The organism is Mesorhizobium sp. M0106, from assembly GCF_040322715.1.
In the GTDB taxonomy this organism is placed as follows: Bacteria; Pseudomonadota; Alphaproteobacteria; order Rhizobiales; family Rhizobiaceae; genus Mesorhizobium.
On the sequence record NZ_JAMYUA010000016.1, the window covers coordinates 58,402 to 74,271 of the forward strand.

Annotated in this window: 15 protein-coding genes; 12 read left to right on the forward strand and 3 right to left on the reverse strand. The window is 64.4% G+C overall.

The features are described 5' to 3' along the window. The first annotated feature begins 94 nt into the window (after positions 1 to 94). The 6 genes from NKJ55_RS17350 to NKJ55_RS17375 all read left to right on the forward strand — a co-directional run bounded on the left by NKJ55_RS17350 (position 95) and on the right by NKJ55_RS17375 (position 6,523). Entirely contained in the window at positions 95 to 1,591 is a 1,497-nt protein-coding gene (locus NKJ55_RS17350; protein WP_352450955.1) for an FAD-linked oxidase C-terminal domain-containing protein, read from the forward strand. Between the two features lie 4 nt (positions 1,592 to 1,595). Beyond that, on the forward strand, positions 1,596 to 2,108 hold the full coding sequence (locus NKJ55_RS17355; RefSeq protein ID WP_352450956.1) for an endonuclease domain-containing protein: 513 nt from the start codon (positions 1,596 to 1,598) through the stop codon (positions 2,106 to 2,108). A 369-nt stretch (positions 2,109 to 2,477) separates the two neighbouring features. After that, positions 2,478 to 3,734, forward strand: coding sequence for an FAD-binding protein (locus tag NKJ55_RS17360; RefSeq protein WP_352450957.1), 1,257 nt, complete (start codon positions 2,478 to 2,480; stop codon positions 3,732 to 3,734). Next, positions 3,731 to 4,114, forward strand: coding sequence for a DUF4870 family protein (locus NKJ55_RS17365; RefSeq protein WP_352450958.1), 384 nt, complete (start codon positions 3,731 to 3,733; stop codon positions 4,112 to 4,114). Before NKJ55_RS17360 ends, NKJ55_RS17365 begins: the two co-directional genes overlap by 4 nt. A gap of 68 nt (positions 4,115 to 4,182) precedes the next feature. Then, entirely contained in the window at positions 4,183 to 5,484 is a 1,302-nt protein-coding gene (glcF, locus tag NKJ55_RS17370; RefSeq protein WP_352450959.1) for a glycolate oxidase subunit GlcF, read from the forward strand. After that, entirely contained in the window at positions 5,456 to 6,523 is a 1,068-nt protein-coding gene (locus NKJ55_RS17375; protein ID WP_352450960.1) for a hypothetical protein, read from the forward strand. Before glcF ends, NKJ55_RS17375 begins: the two co-directional genes overlap by 29 nt. Positions 6,524 to 6,532: 9 nt before the next feature. Here NKJ55_RS17375 and NKJ55_RS17380 read toward each other — a convergent pair whose 3' ends face one another. Both NKJ55_RS17380 and NKJ55_RS17385 read right to left on the reverse strand, forming a co-directional pair. Continuing rightward, the gene (locus NKJ55_RS17380; protein ID WP_352450961.1) at positions 6,533 to 7,453 is read right to left on the reverse strand and encodes a bifunctional 5,10-methylenetetrahydrofolate dehydrogenase/5,10-methenyltetrahydrofolate cyclohydrolase; all 921 of its coding nucleotides are present in this window, start codon (positions 7,451 to 7,453) and stop codon (positions 6,533 to 6,535) included. A 261-nt stretch (positions 7,454 to 7,714) separates the two neighbouring features. Then, complete coding sequence (locus NKJ55_RS17385; protein WP_352450962.1) at positions 7,715 to 8,449, reverse strand: L,D-transpeptidase; 735 nt, start codon at positions 8,447 to 8,449, stop codon at positions 7,715 to 7,717. Positions 8,450 to 8,671: 222 nt separating this feature from the next. Between NKJ55_RS17385 and NKJ55_RS17390 the strand changes: the two genes are divergently transcribed. Beyond that, on the forward strand, positions 8,672 to 9,307 hold the full coding sequence (locus tag NKJ55_RS17390) for a DNA-3-methyladenine glycosylase I (protein ID WP_352450963.1): 636 nt from the start codon (positions 8,672 to 8,674) through the stop codon (positions 9,305 to 9,307). 4 nt (positions 9,308 to 9,311) lie between these two features. Here NKJ55_RS17390 and NKJ55_RS17395 read toward each other — a convergent pair whose 3' ends face one another. Next, positions 9,312 to 9,563: a hypothetical protein gene (locus tag NKJ55_RS17395; RefSeq protein WP_352450964.1), complete on the reverse strand. Its 252-nt coding sequence runs from the start codon at positions 9,561 to 9,563 to the stop codon at positions 9,312 to 9,314. Positions 9,564 to 9,794: 231 nt separating this feature from the next. Here NKJ55_RS17395 and hisS point away from each other — a divergent pair, with 231 nt between their 5' ends. The 5 genes from hisS (at position 9,795) to NKJ55_RS17420 (ending at position 15,808) form a co-directional block, all read left to right on the forward strand. Beyond that, positions 9,795 to 11,354, forward strand: a complete 1,560-nt coding sequence (gene hisS, locus NKJ55_RS17400) for a histidine--tRNA ligase (RefSeq protein ID WP_352450965.1) — start codon at positions 9,795 to 9,797, stop codon at positions 11,352 to 11,354. A 171-nt stretch (positions 11,355 to 11,525) separates the two neighbouring features. Then, entirely contained in the window at positions 11,526 to 12,644 is a 1,119-nt protein-coding gene (locus NKJ55_RS17405) for an ATP phosphoribosyltransferase regulatory subunit (protein ID WP_352450966.1), read from the forward strand. Beyond that, positions 12,641 to 13,342: an ATP phosphoribosyltransferase gene (gene hisG, locus NKJ55_RS17410; protein WP_352450967.1), complete on the forward strand. Its 702-nt coding sequence runs from the start codon at positions 12,641 to 12,643 to the stop codon at positions 13,340 to 13,342. The genes NKJ55_RS17405 and hisG overlap by 4 nt, the downstream gene beginning before the upstream one ends. 410 nt (positions 13,343 to 13,752) lie before the next feature. Then, positions 13,753 to 15,519 (forward strand): AMP-binding protein, encoded by a 1,767-nt coding sequence (locus NKJ55_RS17415; protein WP_352450968.1) that lies wholly within the window; start codon positions 13,753 to 13,755, stop codon positions 15,517 to 15,519. 67 nt (positions 15,520 to 15,586) lie between these two features. Further along, the gene (locus NKJ55_RS17420; RefSeq protein ID WP_352450969.1) at positions 15,587 to 15,808 is read left to right on the forward strand and encodes a cysteine rich repeat-containing protein; all 222 of its coding nucleotides are present in this window, start codon (positions 15,587 to 15,589) and stop codon (positions 15,806 to 15,808) included. Positions 15,809 to 15,870: the final 62 nt, after the last annotated feature.

Sequence of the window (15,870 nt, forward strand, 5' to 3'; positions counted from 1 at the left end):
GGCCATAGGCCTCTCATCCCGGCCAACGCGGCATTTGCAACCGACCACTGTCGCTGGTAAAAGATTTTTACCAGTCGATCGAAGGAGGCTGTCGATGTCCGGCCCTGCCATGCCGAAACCAGACGACGCCACGATGCGCCGGCGCGACGAGATCGTCGCCGATATGCGCATCATCGTGCCGGGCGAGGGCGTCGTCGACGCCGCCAATGCCATGCGCGCCTTCGAGAGCGACGGGCTCACCGCCTACCGGCAATTGCCGCTGGTCGTGGTGCTGCCGCAGACCGTGGCGCAGGTGTCGCGGGTGCTGAAATATTGCAGCGACCGCAACATCCGCGTCGTGCCGCGCGGCTCCGGCACCTCGCTCTCCGGCGGTGCGCTGCCGCTCGAAGACGCGGTGCTGCTGGTCATGAGCCGCTTCAACCGCATCCTCGAGATCGATTTTCAGAACCGCGTCGTCGTCGCCCAGCCCGGCGTCACCAATCTCGGCATCACCACCGCCGTCGAGCAGGAGGGCTTCTATTACGCCCCCGATCCATCCTCCCAGATCGCCTGCTCGATCGGCGGTAATGTCGCGGAAAATTCCGGCGGCGTGCACTGCCTGAAATACGGTCTCACCGCCAACAATGTGCTCGGCATCGAGATGGTGCTGATGAATGGCGAGGTGGTGCGCCTCGGCGGCAGCCATCTCGACGCGGAAGGCTACGACCTGCTCGGCGTCATGACCGGCTCCGAAGGACTGCTCGGCGTCGTAACCGAGGTCACCGTACGCATCCTGAAGAGGCCGGAGACGGCGCGCGCCCTGCTGATCGGTTTCCCGACCAGCGAGCAGGCCGGCCAATGCGTTGCCGACATCATCGGCGCCGGCATCATTCCAGGCGGCATGGAGATGATGGACCGTCCGGCCATCCACGCCGCCGAGGATTTCGTCCAGGCCGGCTATCCGCTCGATGTCGAGGCGCTGCTGATCGTCGAGCTGGACGGGCCGGGTGTCGAGGTCGATCACCTGATCGGCCTGGTCGAAGCCATTGCTTTTAGGAACGGCTCGACCACATGCCGCACGTCGCAGTCGGAACAGGAGCGGCTGAGCTTCTGGGCCGGCCGCAAGGCGGCGTTCCCGGCGGTCGGCCGCATCTCGCCCGACTACTACTGCATGGACGGCACCATCCCGCGCAAGGAACTGCCGCGCGTGCTCGCCGGCATGCGCGAACTGTCGGAGAAATACGGGCTCGGCGTCGCCAATGTCTTCCACGCCGGCGACGGCAATCTGCACCCGCTCATCCTCTACGACGCCAACGTGCCCGGCGAACTCGACAAGGCGGAGAGTTTCGGCGCTGACATATTGCGGCTCTGCGTCAAGGTCGGTGGCGTGCTGACCGGCGAGCACGGGGTCGGCGTCGAGAAGCGCGACCTGATGCCGGAAATGTTCAACCAGATCGACCTCGACCAGCAGATGCGCGTCAAATGCGCCTTCGACCCCAACCATCTTTTGAATCCCGGCAAGGTCTTCCCGCAATTGAGGCGATGCGCCGAGCTCGGGCGGATGCACGTGCATCGCGGGCAAGTGGCGTTTCCGGACATTCCGAGGTTTTGAGGGGATGACAGCTCAGAATGGGGGTTCCTCGCCCCCGCAAAGCGGGGGAGAGGTGGCTAGGGCGAAGCCCGACACGGAGAGGGGGGCGCCCGGTGCACCAACCCGGCGTTCACCCGAAAAGGTCGCGCGCGCCCGCGAGCTTCGTCGAGGCGACAATCAGGCGGAAGCGACCCTCTGGAACGAGTTGAAGGCCAAGAGGCTGGGCGGATATAAATTCGTGCGTCAGATGCCGATTGGGCCGTATTTTGCAGACTTCGCCTGCCGAAGCGAAAGGCTGATCGTCGAGCTGGACGGAGGTCAACACGCCGAGAGTACTTACGACAGGCGACGCGACGAATTCATGCGCGGCAAAGGGTTCTCGGTGATCCGATTCTGGAGCGTCGACATGCTAACCAACCCGACGAGTATCTGCGAAACCATTCTTGCAGCACTGGAGGGACGGCTTGCGGAGGACGTAATCTCTGCCGACCTAAGGTTCGTTTTTGCAAGCAGGAACTCTAGAGGTGGCGCTCTATGATGGCCCCCTCTCCGCCTCGCTGCGCGAGGCACCTCTCCCCCGCTTCGCGGGGGCGAGGAACCCAGGTCCTGCAGCTTCGCTCCCACGCATCCCGAGAGTTTGAGGCGATAGCTTCTCAGAATGGGGGTTCCTCGCCCCCGCAAAGCGGGGGAGAGGTGGCTCGGGCGGGGCCCGAGACGGAGAGGGGGCCGGCCGATGTGCTGAGTCGGCGTTCCTCTGAAAAGCTTGCCCGCGCTCGGGTGCTTCGCTTTGTTTTTGCGGCCAAGAAAATTGAAGGTGGCGCTCTATGAGTGCCCCCTCTCCGTCTCGGGCTTCGCCCGAGCCACCTCTCCCCCGCTTCGCGAGGGCGAGGAACCAGGGCTCTGCCGCATGACCACCTTCACCCCGTCCACAGCCGCGGAAACCCTATCCACAATCGCTTGGGCAGCCGCAGAGGAATTCCCGCTCGAAATCCTCGGCCACGGCTCCAAGCGCGGTATCGGCCGGCCGCAGCAGAGTGAGCATACGCTCGACCTTTCCAGACTCTCCGGCGTCATGCTGTACGAGCCGGCCGAACTGGTGCTGTCGGCAAAAGCCGGCACGCCGCTGGCCGAAATCGAAAGCCTGCTTGCCGAAAACGGCCAGCAACTTGCCTTCGAACCGATGGATTACGGCCCGCTGCTCGGCGGTGAGCCAGCGCGAGGCACGATCGGCGGCGCACTCGCCGCGAACCTTTCCGGCCCGCGCCGGCTGAAGGTGGGTGCTGCGCGCGACCATATCCTCGGCATAGCGGCCGTTTCCGGGCGCGGCGAGGCCTTCAAGTCGGGCGGCCGCGTCGTCAAGAACGTCACCGGCTATGATCTGTCCAAGCTGATGGCCAACAGCTGGGGCACGCTGGCGGTGCTCACCGACGTCACCTTCAAGGTGCTGCCTGCTGCCGAGACCGAAGTCACGCTCGCCATCCGCGGCCTGCTCGACGATCACGCCGCCGCCGCCATGGCGCTGGCGCTGGGTTCCAGCGCCGAAGTGTCGAGTGCTGCCCATCTTCCCGAACGGGTCGCAGCTAGGGTCGCCGGCGGCAGTCTCGGCAGCGATGCCGCGACGCTGCTGCGCATCGAGGGCTTCGGCCCGTCGGTCGCTTACCGCATTGCCGCTCTGAAAGACCTGCTGAAAAACGCCGGGCCGCTGCAGGAGATTTCCGGTTCGGTCTCGTACTCGGTCTGGCGCGGTGTCCGCGACTGCGCGCCGTTCGCCGATGGCAGCGAAAGGCCGGTGTGGCGCGTCTCGATGGCGCCGTCGCGGGGCCACCAGATGGTGCTGGCGCTGCGCATGCAGGCCCCGGTCGATGCCTTCTACGATTGGCAGGGCGGGCTGATCTGGCTGCGCATGCAGCAGGACGATCCCGAGGCTGGCCTGTTGCGCGGCCTGATCAGAAGACATGGCGGCGGCCATGCGACGCTGGTGCGCGCAACCCCTTCGCACCGCGCCGCCGTGCCGGTGTTCGAACCGCAAGCGCCGCAACTGGCAGCACTGTCGGCGCGGCTGAAGACCGAATTCGACCCGAAGAATATCCTCAATCCCGGCCGTATGGCGCCGGGCGCAAGCTCGGCTACTCTCGCGCCGGCAACCGAGGGAGGAGCACAATGAGCGATCCAGGCCAAAACGGTACGTCACGCCAGACCGACCGCTGGCTGGAGCCCGGCCCGACCAACGCGCTGGTCATCTACATCCTCTATCTCGCCGGCCTAGCCATCGGCGTCAGCGGCATTGTCGGCATCGTCCTGGCCTATATCAATCGCGGCAAGGCCGGCGGCTTCGTCGAAAGCCACTACACATTCCTGATCCGCACCTTCTGGATCGGCCTGCTCTATGCACTGATCTCGGCGCTGTTGATGATCGTGGTCATCGGTGTCGTGCTGATGGTCGCGGTCGCCGTCTGGTTCATCGCCCGCTGCGTTCTCGGCCTGCAGGCGCTGCAGCGCGGCGAGGCGGTCAAGAACCCGGAAAGCTGGTTTCTGGGATTATGAGCATGATCCCCAAAAGTGGGTACCGGTTTTGGGAAAAGATCATGCTCAAACGGTAAGGATTCGTTTACGTGCAGACCAATTTCTCAGCTGCCCAGCTCGCCGATCCGCATGTCGCGGAATCGGAGAAGATCCTGCGCAAATGTGTGCATTGCGGCTTCTGCACCGCCACCTGCCCAACCTATGTGACGCTCGGCAACGAACTGGATTCGCCGCGCGGCCGGATTTATCTGATCAAGGACATGCTGGAAAACGGACGGCCGGCCGACAAGCAAATCGTCACCCATATCGACCGCTGCCTGTCCTGCCTCGCCTGCATGACCACCTGCCCGTCGGGCGTCAACTACATGCATCTGGTCGACCACGCCCGCGTCCATATCGAGGAGACCTACAAGCGTCCGCTGGCCGATCGCCTGACACGCGCCATGCTGGCCCTCGTGCTGCCCTATCCCTCGCGTTTCCGCGCGGCGCTCAAGCTGGCGAAGCTCGGCCAGCCGTTCGCCGGCCTGTTTGAGAAAATCCAGGCATTGAAGCCTTTGGGCGCGATGTTGAAGCTGGCCCCGGCGTCGGTCCCGGCAGTCTCGCCGATGGCCTCGCCGGGCGTCCATGCCGGGCAGGGCGCGAAGAAAAATGGCCGCGTCGCCATCCTCACCGGCTGCGCGCAATCCGTGCTCGATCCCGGCATCAACGACACGACGATTTCGCTGCTGACCCGGCTTGGCGTTGATGTCGTGGTGCCCGAGGGCGAGGGCTGCTGCGGCGCGCTGGTGCATCATATGGGGCGCGAGGACGCTGCCTTGGCGTCGGCCCGACGGAACGTCGACGCCTGGACGCGCGCCATCGAGCAGGGTGGACTCGACGCCATCGTCATCACCGCATCCGGGTGCGGCACCACCATCAAGGGTTACGGCTTCATGCTGCGCCTCGATCCGGCCTATGCCGACAAGGCCGCGCGCGTGTCGGCGCTGGCCAGGGACATCACCGAATATCTGGCAAGCCTCGACCTGCCCGAGCCGGTCCGCAAGCCGGGCACCATCGTCGCCTATCACTCAGCCTGCTCGATGCAGCACGGCCAGAAGATCACCCGCCAGCCGAAGGAGCTTCTGGCCAGAGCCGGCTTCGTCGTGCGCGAGCCGCGCGAAGGGCATCTGTGCTGCGGTTCGGCCGGCACCTACAACATCCTGCAGCCCGGGATTTCGGCAACGCTACGCGACCGCAAGGTCAGGAATATCGAGGCGACCGGTGCCGAAATCGTCGCCACCGGCAATATCGGCTGCATCACCCAGATCGCCTCCGCCGCGAAGCTGCCGGTGGTGCACACGATAAAGCTGCTCGACTGGGCCTATGGCGGCGAGCCGCCAAAATTGGTTTGATTGCTGCGCACCCGCCGATGAGACTGCCGAGATGCCCAACCCAAAGTCCGAAGAGATTGGAACCGTCGTTCGGCTGCTGTCGGACAGATCGCCGGCGACGTTCCAGGCCAGCTATGGCGAATGCCAGACAATCATCGCTCGTCATCTCAAGGATGGGTCCGAATTCCTGTTTGCGCTCATAAAGGCAGCGGTAGAAGCCGACGTCCAGCAAGACAATCTGATTATCGACGCCGTTTCGTTTCTCGACGACGCGCATTTGGCTCGTCTGGCATTTTTCCTGCAAGAGGAAGTGAAACGCGGAATAGACATGGAGGATCTGCTGGCTCACGTCGCCTTGCAGGCGCCGGAATTGTTTCCAGACGGTACCTTGGGCGACATTCCCGATTTCGCAGACTGGCTGACGCATGATGATCCTCGTTCGCCGCCGGCATGTCATCATTTCAGCTTTGAGGAAGGCGCTCCGAGCGACATGTCTTTTCCGACGCATCGCTATCATCCTACCTGGCATCTGCCGGCGACTGGCAGGCAACTTACGGTCGGCGGCGAAGGATCGGCAGTGTGCCCGATCTGTCGAGAGCGACTGATACATCTGATTACGCTGGACGATCTTGGGAGTGAGCTGACGATGCCTCTTCCCAGACTCCGTATCGAGACCTGTGCGAATTCTCTCGAATCGACCTATTATTCCCACGACGCTGCCGGTGTGCCGACGCCGATCGCGCCTCTGCATTCGCCCTACATTGAGAGGCCTGCAAAAGCCGCCGAGAAAAGAACTGTTCGGTTGGCACCGACCCCTAAACGGTGGCTCAGGCAGTCGTACGGGATAAGCAATTCAAGGCAAAACCTGTTTCGGCTTGGTGGGCTGCCGTCATGGATTCAGGGACCGCAGTTTCCAGTCGTTCCCGGAACGGACCGGGAAATGAAATTTCTTCTTCAGTTCGATTCACTCGCCGGTTTCTTCTGGGGCAGCGGCGGCGTGCTCTACGTCTTCTGGGATGACGAGTCCCGGATCACCTGCCATGTGCCGCAATACACGTGACGAAAGCGCCTACTCCGCCGCCAGCCGGTCTGCCGTGCCGTAGGTGGCCTGGTAGCGGGCGCGCTGGCGGCTGAGCGCCACCATCGTGTTGCGCAGCAGGATCGCCACCGTGATCGGGCCGACCCCGCCCGGCACCGGCGTGATCCAGGAGGCGACTTCCTTGACGCTTTCGGTGTCGACGTCGCCAACGATGCGGCTTTCACCGTCCGGCCCGATCTCCGAATTGATGCCGATGTCGATCACGGCAGCGCCGGGCTTCACCATGTCGGCCTTGATCAGCCGCGGTTTGCCGACCGCGACGAACAGTGCGTCGGCGCGGCGTGCGTGTGCCGCCACCGAACGCGTCATGTGGTGACAGACGGTCACCGTCGCGCCTTCGCTCATCAAAAGGAACGCGATCGGCTTGCCGACGATCTCGGAATGGCCGACGACCACCACCTCGAGCCCCTTGAGGTCGAGGCCGGTTTCCCTGAGCAGTTCGACCGAAGCGGCGGCAGTGCAGGGCGCCAGGTCGAGCTGGTTGTAGACGATGTTGCCGATCGAGGCCGGATGCATGCCCTCGACATCCTTGAGCGGATGCACCGCCGCCTGCAGCGTCTTGATCGGAATGTGCACCGGCACCGGCCGCTGGATGATGATGCCGGTGACGCGCGGGTCGGCGTTAAGCCCGTGGATCGCCGCTTCCAGCTCGCCGGCGGTGATGTCGGCGCGAAAGCGCCTTTCCTCGAAGCCGATGCCGGCCAACCCGGCCTTGGCGCGCTGGTTGCGGACATAGACGTCGACCGCGGCGGTATCGCCGACGGTGACCGACACCAGCTTGGGCGGAAAGCCTTCGGCGGTGGCGATCGCCGCGTCCTCGCGCACGCCGGCGATGATGCGTTGGGCAACCGGGCCGCCTCTGAGATAGCGGCTGTCATCGGAAAGGGACATCGGGATGGGGCCTTTATCTGAATTTTAGCCGCCACATAGCAAAGCAACCGCGAAAAGGCAGCGCGAAAAGCGAACCGTCATGCCGGTCGCGCGACGTGCCGGCAAAATCTTCCCGTCAATTCCTGCTGGCGGAAACAAAAAGGGCAGCACGGCTTGCCGCGCTGCCCTTTCGTGACTGGCCGCATCCCCACACGGCCCGTCCCCCGTTATTCAATGCTCCCGAGGCTTCTGAGCAGAATCATCGGTGAGGTCAACCGCAGATTACATCACTACAACCGTCGTGCCAACATTGACCCGCTCGTAAAGGTCGACCACGTCCTCGTTGCGCATGCGGATGCAGCCCGACGACACCGCGCCGCCGATCGTCCAGGGCTGATTGGTGCCGTGGATACGGTACTCGGTCGAGCCGAGATAGAGCGCGCGTGCGCCGAGCGGGTTTTCCATGCCGCCGGCGAGATAGGTCGGCAGATAACGGCCCTTGGCGGCTTCGCGGGCGATCATCACCGCCGGCGGCCGCCAATCCGGCCAGACGCGCTTGTTGGTGATCTTGTGGGTGCCGGACCATTCGAAGCCCGGCTTGCCGGTGCCGACGCCATAACGCCGCGCCTTACCGTTCTTCCCGACCAGATAGAGGAAATTCTCTCGCGTATCGATGACGATCGTGCCCGGCTTCTGCGGGCCGTCATAGGCGACTTCCTGCGGCAGATAGATCGGGTCGATCTGCGGCCGCATCACCATGCGCTTGGCCGGCGCCTGCACCGCTGCGGTGCGCAGCTGATCGGGTTCGGCCAGCCGCCGGTAGCGCCGTTGCGGCTGCGCCTCTTGCCGGCTCTGCCGCACGGTGCCCGGGGCATGGCCGAGCTGCAGCACCCAGGGCGCCGAAAGATCTGGGCTGACCACCACCGGCGGCCTCTCCGCATAGCGGTCGTTGGCATTGGCGGCGCCGGCCGCAAGCACGGCCGCGGCGCCGAACAGTGGGAACAAGAATGTCTTCATCGCAACGCACCTTGATCGTCGAACATGCCGGGGTGCAAAGCCTCCCCGATTTCGCCGACATTGGGCGCGAAGCGGCAACCGAAACATGAATCGGAATGCGTAAAATGCCGATCTGTCAGTAAAGCTTTTGGTGTGGTTACCGCCCGGTTCAGGAATCTGGTAAAGCCGCGGTAAAGGCCGCGTCAAAACGCGTCAACGCCAAGACACGAACGGAATTCCGCCATGGATGAAAAGACAGGTCTGCTTGCCGGTCCCGACGGCATCGCCCGCTGCTTCTGGCACGGCAACCTGCCGGATTATCTGCACTACCACGACCACGAATGGGGCCGGCCGGTCGCCGACGACCGCCGCCTGTTCGAGAAGATCTGCCTCGAAGGTTTTCAGTCGGGCCTGTCCTGGCTGACCATATTGCGCAAGCGCGACAATTTCCGCGAGGCGTTTGCCGGCTTCGATGTCGACAAGATCGCGGCTTTCACCGACGCCGATGTCGAGCGCCTGCTCGGCAATGCCGGCATCATCCGTCACCGCGGCAAGATCGTGTCGACCATCAAGAACGCCAAGCGCGCCCGCGAACTCATCGACGAGGCCGGCTCGCTGGCGGCCTGGTTCTGGAAGTTCGAGCCCGGCCCGCACGAGCGTCCCGAGATCGTCGACCTCGCGCATTTGCGCGCCAATCCGACGACGGCCGTCTCGGTCCGCATTTCGAAAGAGCTGAAGAAGCGCGGCTGGAGCTTTGTCGGCCCGACCACCGTCTACGCCTTCATGCAGGCGATGGGGCTGGTCAACGACCATCTCGAGGGCTGCGTCTGCCGCGAACCGGTCGAGGCGGAACGGAAAGCGTTCAAGCGGCCGAAATAGCGGCTCAGGCGCCGCCGGCGCCGGCCAGGAAAAACCCGGCAAGGATGGCCGCCAGCGCGGCGAACACCGGATAGATTACCAGCAGTCCGGTCATCAGCACGTCGCGCATGGTCGGTCCGCTGCGCTGTTGCGCCGCGACCTCGAACGGTCCGGCGATTTGCTTCGTCTTCGGGGCATAACCATCGGCCGGCCGCAGCCGGACCGAGGCGTCGCGTGCCCGGCTATCGATGATGTCGAACTTCTGTAGCGTGGCCATGGCCCCGAACCCCTTGTTTCGGCGCGCTTATCGGCCCGGATTGTGTCGGCACGATGCCGCGCGCATGGCGCAATTGTTTCAGCTTCTTTTTCTTGCCTTCTCGCGCAGGGGGAGCAGGGAGAAGCGCAAACCCTTGCCTTCTCCGGGCTGCATCGGTTAGGACACCCGCGCCGTGGAAATCGGTTATTTAACCGATCCCCGGAGCGCCACGAAACACCGAGTACCCATCCCATGGCCGACAAATCCGAAAAGATGAAAGCGCGGCTGCCGCGCGGCTTTGTCGACCGCGGCGCCGACGATCTGCGCGCCGTCGAGAAGATGATGGCGACGATCCGCTCGGTCTTTGAGCTTTACGGTTTCGAGCCGGTCGACCAGCCGCTGATCGAATACACCGATGCGCTCGGCAAATTCCTGCCCGACCAGGACCGGCCGAACGAGGGCGTGTTCTCGTTCCAGGACGATGACGACCAGTGGCTGTCGCTGCGCTACGACCTGACCGCGCCAATGGCGCGCTTTGTCGCCGAGAATTTCGAGCGCCTGCCGAAACCCTATCGCAGCTATCGCTCCGGCTGGGTGTTCCGCAACGAGAAGCCCGGTCCCGGCCGCTTCCGCCAGTTCATGCAGTTCGACGCCGACACGGTAGGCACGCCGGGTGTCGCGGCCGATGCCGAAATGGCGATGATGATGGCCGACGTGATGGAGGCGCTCGGCATAAAGCGCGGTGATTACGTCGTCCGCGTCAACAACCGCAAAGTGCTCGACGGTGTGCTCGAGGCGATCGGCCTCGGCGGCGACGAGAACGCTGGCCGCCGGCTGCAGGTGCTGCGGGCGATCGACAAGCTGGACAAGCTGGGCGTCGAGGGCGTGCGCCTGCTTTTGGGCGCCGGGCGCAAGGACGAGAGCGGTGATTTTACCAAGGGCGCCGGGCTGGGTAACGCTCAAATCGATGTTGTGATCAGCTATTTCACGGTCATGGCGCAGCATGATCCCGAACAAGTTGTCCAGACACTGGGATCTATCACCCCAGGGCTCAGCAATCTTGTCGAGGAAAGAAAACTCGAACATCTCGGCATCACGAACGCCTCGTTTGTCGAGGGTCTTGCAGAGTTGGAGCAGATAAGAACCATGGTCGCGCAAAGCGGCTACGGTGAGGATCGCATTCGCATCGATCCCTCCGTTGTGCGTGGCCTCGAATATTACACCGGCCCGGTCTACGAGGCCGAGCTGCTGGCCGAAATCCCCAACGAGGACGGCCAGATCGTGCGCTTCGGCTCGGTTGGCGGCGGCGGACGTTATGACGGCCTCGTCTCGCGCTTTCGTGGCGAGCCGGTGCCGGCGACCGGTTTTTCGATCGGCGTCTCGCGGCTGATGACGGCGCTGAAGAACCTCGGCAAGCTCGATACTTCCGATGTCATCGCGCCGGTCGTCGTGCTGACCATGGACAAGGACACGGAAAGCCTCGGCCGCTACCAGAAGATGGTGGCCGAGCTGCGCGCCGCCGGCATCCGCTCGGAAATGTATCTCGGCGGCGCCGGCATGAAGGCGCAGTTGAAATATGCCGACCGCCGCGGCAGCCCGGTCGCCGTCATCCAGGGCGGCGACGAGCGCGCCAAGGGCGAGGTGCAGATCAAGGACCTGATCGAAGGCGCGAAAATGTCGGCCGAGATCGCCGACAACGCCGAATGGCGCGCCGCACGACCGGCGCAGGTGACCGTGTCGCAAGGCGATCTGGTCGCCGAGGTGAAGAAGATACTGGCGGCGCAGGCCGAGGAGCGGGCGCGTGGCAAGTAGGGCGCCGCTTCCTTCTCCCCCTGGGGGAGAAGGTGGCCGAGCGAAGCTCGGTCGGATGAGGGGTGTTCCAGGGAACGCCGACGCCTCATTTCTTCCGGCACCCCTCATCCGTCTTGGCGCTTCGCGCCAATCCACCTTCTCCCACAGGGGGAGAAGGGAAGGGCGCCTGCCGTGACCTCGCGCCCCGCCATCGCATCCGACATCACCAGCCTCTTCGCCGCGCGCAACACCCACGCGGTCGAGGTCGCTGTGCTGCAGCCGGCCGATCCGTTCCTCGACATGGCCGGCGAGGATTTGCGGCGCCGCATCTTTCTCACCGAAAGCGAGACCGGGCAGACGCTTTGCCTGCGGCCGGAATTCACCATTCCGGTCTGCCTCGACCACATCGCCAGCCAGGCCGGCACGCCGCGCCGCTATTCCTATCTCGGCGAGGTGTTTCGCCAGCGCCGCGAGGGCGGCAACGAGTTCTTCCAGGCCGGCATCGAGGATCTCGGCGACCGCGACACGGCGGCCGCCGACGCCCGTTCGCTGGCCGATGCGCATGCGCTGCTGTCGCTGGTGCTGCCCGGCCGGGAGCTGGAGGTGACGCTCGGCGACCAGACCATCTTCGAGGCGGTGCTGGCCGCGCTTGGCCTGCCGCGCGGCTGGCGCATGCGGCTGGCGCGCGCCTTCGGCTCGGCGCCGATGCTTGAGGCAGCCCTTGCCGACCTCGCCAATCCACCGCGCAACAGCCAGCTTGCCGGCGCGGCCGCCGCCCTTGTCCTCGACGGCGATCTTGACGGTCTTTCGGCGCATATCGCCGGCGGCATGGAAGAGGCCGGCCTGTCGGCAACGGCCGGGCGTTCGCCGTCCGAGATTGCGCGGCGCCTGATCGAGAAAGCCGAACTGCGCAGCGTACGGCTGTCGAACGAGGCATTCGCGGCACTAAAGAGTTTCCTGGCGATCGACGTGCCGCTCGACAGCGCCGCCGGAGCGCTCGAACGTTTTGCAGCCGATGCCGGGCTTTCACTGGGGGCTGCGCTGGAGAATTTCGCAGCCCGCGCCGCGGCCATCGCAAGCCTCGGCCTGCCGATGTCTGAAATCAGCTACGACGCCGCCTTCGGCCGGCCGCTCGATTACTACACCGGCCTGGTCTTCGAGATCGCGGCGCAGGATGGCGACCGGCCGCTCGCCGGTGGTGGCCGCTACGACCGGCTGCTGACGCTGCTCGGCGCCAAAACGCCGATCCCCGGCGTCGGTTTTTCCGTCTGGCTCGACCGCATCGAGGCGCTGCGGGAGACGGCGCCATGATCACGCTGGCGATCCCGTCGAAAGGCCGGCTCAAGGAGCAGGCGCTGGAGGTGCTGGCCAAGGCCGGGCTTGCCGTCAGCCTGCCCGGCGACGAGCGCAAATACCGCGCCCGTATCGATGGCATGGACGGCGTCGAAATAGCGTTCCTGTCCGCCTCAGAGATATCAGGCGAAATCGGCCAGGGGTCGGTCGATCTCGGCATCACCGGTGAGGACCTTTTGCGCGAAAACCTCGCCGATTGCGAGGCGCGCGCCGAAATCATTGCCCGTCTCGGTTTCGGCAATGCCGATGTCGTCGTCGCCGTGCCCGACATCTGGCTCGATGTCGACACCATGGCCGACCTCGACGACGTCGCCGCCGATTTCCGCCAGCGCCACGGCCGCCGGCTCAGGATCGCCACCAAATACTGGCGGCTGACCCAGCAGTTCTTTTCGCAAAAGCACGGCATCCAGGTCTACCGCATCGTCGAAAGCCTCGGCGCCACCGAAGGCGCGCCGGCAGCCGGATTGGCCGATATCGTCGTCGACATCACCACGTCAGGCGCGACTTTGCGCGCCAACCATCTCAAGGTGCTGGCCGACGGCCTCATCCTGCGCTCGCAGGCCTGTCTCGTCGCGTCGCGGAAGCAGCGCGAGGCGGCCGACGAGGCGACTTTGCGCGATATTGCGGCCAGGATGGCATCGGTGAATTCAGGCTGACGACCAGCCGATCTCCCCCCTTGAGGGGGAGATGTCGCCGAAGGCGACAGAGGGGGTCGGTACGTCTTGACGCGACTCTCCTAACGGACAGAACAGGCAGGTGCTCCACGCGAGACGACCCCCTCTGGCCTGCCGGCCATCTCCCCCCTCAAGGAGGGAGATTGGCAGCTTGGCCGCTGGCACCGACCTGAAGCGATTTTCTTGACGTACAGCAATTTTGTTCTTGCTTTGTGCCGGCAGCTATGCTACTAATCTCAATATGGTGCCAATTGGCCCCGAAGACCCGCCCGCCGAGGCGGGTTTTTTATTTTCGGCCCTTGCAGGCGAGTTCCCACCCAGCCCTACCATCGGCGGGATTTCCACCACCCCGCCGGGCTGATAGGCTCGTTCTGTCTGCGGAGGACACGGCGATGCCGATCAATCTCGACGAGTTGAAGAATGCAACCAACCTGCGCTCCAAGCGCGATGGCGGTTCGTTCATTGCGCCGGTCGACGGCACGGCGCATGTCTCGGGCGAGCGCAGTGTGCCGCTGCTCAACCTGACCATCCCGGCGCTGTTTGCCGATACGGTCGGCAAATACGGCACGCTCGATGCCGCCGTCTTCGTCGAGCAGGACAAGCGCTTTACCTGGGAGGAACTGTCGGAGACCATCGATGCGCTCGCCGCCGGCTTCCTGGCGCTCGGCCTCGAGAAAGGCGATCGCGTCGGCATCTGGTCGCCGAACCGCTGGGAATGGCTGGTGACGCAATTCGCCACCGCCCGCATCGGCCTGGTCCTGGTCAACATCAACCCGGCCTACCGGCTGGTCGAGCTGGAATATGCCTTGAACAAGGTCGGCTGCAAGGCGCTGGTCACCGCCGCCACATTCAAGAGTTCCGACTATCTCGGCATGATCGAGACGCTGGCGCCAGAGATCGCCAACGCCACCCCCGGCAAGCTCGACGCCAACAAGCTGCCGACGCTGAAGACCGTTATCCGCATGGACGAGGAGAATTCGCCGGGCATGTTCAATTTCGCCGACGTGCTGGCGATGGCCGGCCGCGACGAGCATGACAAGCTCGACCGGATTTCAGCGGGGCTGAAACCGGACGACGCCATCAACATCCAGTTCACCAGCGGCACGACTGGCGCACCCAAGGGCGCGACGCTGACCCACAACAACATCGTCAACAACGGCAATTTCGTCACTTCGGCGATCCGGCTCACCGTCGACGACCTGCTGTGCATCCCGGTGCCGCTCTATCATTGCTTCGGCATGTCGATGGGCACGATGGGCTGCGTCACCAAGGGCGCGACCATGGTTTTCCCGAGCGAGGGGTTCGATGCGGGCGCCACCCTGAAGGCGGTGGCAACGGAACGCTGCACCGCGCTCTACGGCGTGCCGACCATGTTCGTCGGCCTGCTCGACCATCCCGAGTTCGCCTCCTTCGATCTCACCAGCCTGCGCACCGGCATCATGGCCGGCTCGCCATGCCCGATCGAGGTGATGAAGAAGGTGGTGTCGCTGATGCACATGGCAGAGGTGACCATCGCCTACGGCATGACCGAGACCAGCCCGGTCTCGTTCCAGAGCAGCGTCGACGATCCCTTGGAAAAGCGCGTCTCGACCGTCGGCCGCGTCCATCCGCATGTCGAGGTCAAGGCCATCGACGCCGAAGGTGCCACCGTCGCCGTCGGCGCGCCGGGCGAGCTCTGCACGCGCGGCTACTCCGTGATGAAGGGCTATTGGGACGATGAGCAGAAGACCCGCGAGGCGATCGACGCCGACGGCTGGATGCACACCGGCGACCTCGCCACCATCGATGCCGAGGGCTATTGCAACATCGTCGGCCGGGTCAAGGACATGGTCATCCGCGGCGGCGAGAACGTCTATCCACGCGAGGTCGAGGAGTTCCTCTATCGCCACCCGAAGGTCAAGGAGGTGCAGGTGTTCGGCATTCCCGACCCGAAATACGGCGAGGAGCTGTGCGCCTGGATCGTGCTGAAGCCCGGCCAGATCACCACCGAGCAGGAGATCAAGGCCTTCTGCGCCGGCCAGATCGCCCATTTCAAGATCCCGCGCTACATCCGCTTCCGCACCGAATTGCCGATGACCGTGACCGGCAAGCCGCAGAAATTCCTGATGCGCCAGGCGATGGTCGACGAGCTGGGATTGGTGACGCAGAAGACGGCGTGAAAAGGCTTCCGTTTGTATCTACGCGTGACGGAGGCGTTGTTTGGGCAACATATTTGAGGGGTGTTCCATGCGGATTGGGTTAGGCGTGCTTTTCCTGGCAACTCAGCTGGCAGCCACCGCGGTGCTGGCGCAGACGGCGGCCGAGCGTGAGGCCTGCCAAGCGGATTACCAAAGATTGTGCAAGGGCGTGTTGCCGGGCGGTGGCCGCGTCGTCAAATGCCTGGCCGGTCACATGAGCGAGCTGACGCCCGAATGCAAGAAGGTCGTCAAGGCCAACACGCCCGGCTAGCGCGCGAGCTTCCTGCGTACGCGATTGTCCTTCCCTTGTCGGGAGGGGCTAGGGGTGGGGTA

What these genes read in the sequence shown, in the direction of transcription:
- NKJ55_RS17350 (WP_352450955.1), top strand. Translation starts at nt 95, where the DNA reads ATGTCCGGCCCTGCCATGCCGAAACCAGACGACGCCACGATGCGCCGG.
- NKJ55_RS17355 (WP_352450956.1), top strand. Translation starts at nt 1,596, where the DNA reads ATGACAGCTCAGAATGGGGGTTCCTCGCCCCCGCAAAGCGGGGGAGAG.
- NKJ55_RS17360 (WP_352450957.1), top strand. Translation starts at nt 2,478, where the DNA reads ATGACCACCTTCACCCCGTCCACAGCCGCGGAAACCCTATCCACAATC.
- NKJ55_RS17365 (WP_352450958.1), top strand. Translation starts at nt 3,731, where the DNA reads ATGAGCGATCCAGGCCAAAACGGTACGTCACGCCAGACCGACCGCTGG.
- NKJ55_RS17375 (WP_352450960.1), top strand. Translation starts at nt 5,456, where the DNA reads ATGGCGGCGAGCCGCCAAAATTGGTTTGATTGCTGCGCACCCGCCGAT.
- NKJ55_RS17380 (WP_352450961.1), bottom strand. Translation starts at nt 7,453, where the DNA reads ATGTCCCTTTCCGATGACAGCCGCTATCTCAGAGGCGGCCCGGTTGCC.
- NKJ55_RS17385 (WP_352450962.1), bottom strand. Translation starts at nt 8,449, where the DNA reads ATGAAGACATTCTTGTTCCCACTGTTCGGCGCCGCGGCCGTGCTTGCG.
- NKJ55_RS17390 (WP_352450963.1), top strand. Translation starts at nt 8,672, where the DNA reads ATGGATGAAAAGACAGGTCTGCTTGCCGGTCCCGACGGCATCGCCCGC.
- NKJ55_RS17395 (WP_352450964.1), bottom strand. Translation starts at nt 9,563, where the DNA reads ATGGCCACGCTACAGAAGTTCGACATCATCGATAGCCGGGCACGCGAC.
- hisS (WP_352450965.1), top strand. Translation starts at nt 9,795, where the DNA reads ATGGCCGACAAATCCGAAAAGATGAAAGCGCGGCTGCCGCGCGGCTTT.
- hisG (WP_352450967.1), top strand. Translation starts at nt 12,641, where the DNA reads ATGATCACGCTGGCGATCCCGTCGAAAGGCCGGCTCAAGGAGCAGGCG.
- NKJ55_RS17415 (WP_352450968.1), top strand. Translation starts at nt 13,753, where the DNA reads ATGCCGATCAATCTCGACGAGTTGAAGAATGCAACCAACCTGCGCTCC.
- NKJ55_RS17420 (WP_352450969.1), top strand. Translation starts at nt 15,587, where the DNA reads ATGCGGATTGGGTTAGGCGTGCTTTTCCTGGCAACTCAGCTGGCAGCC.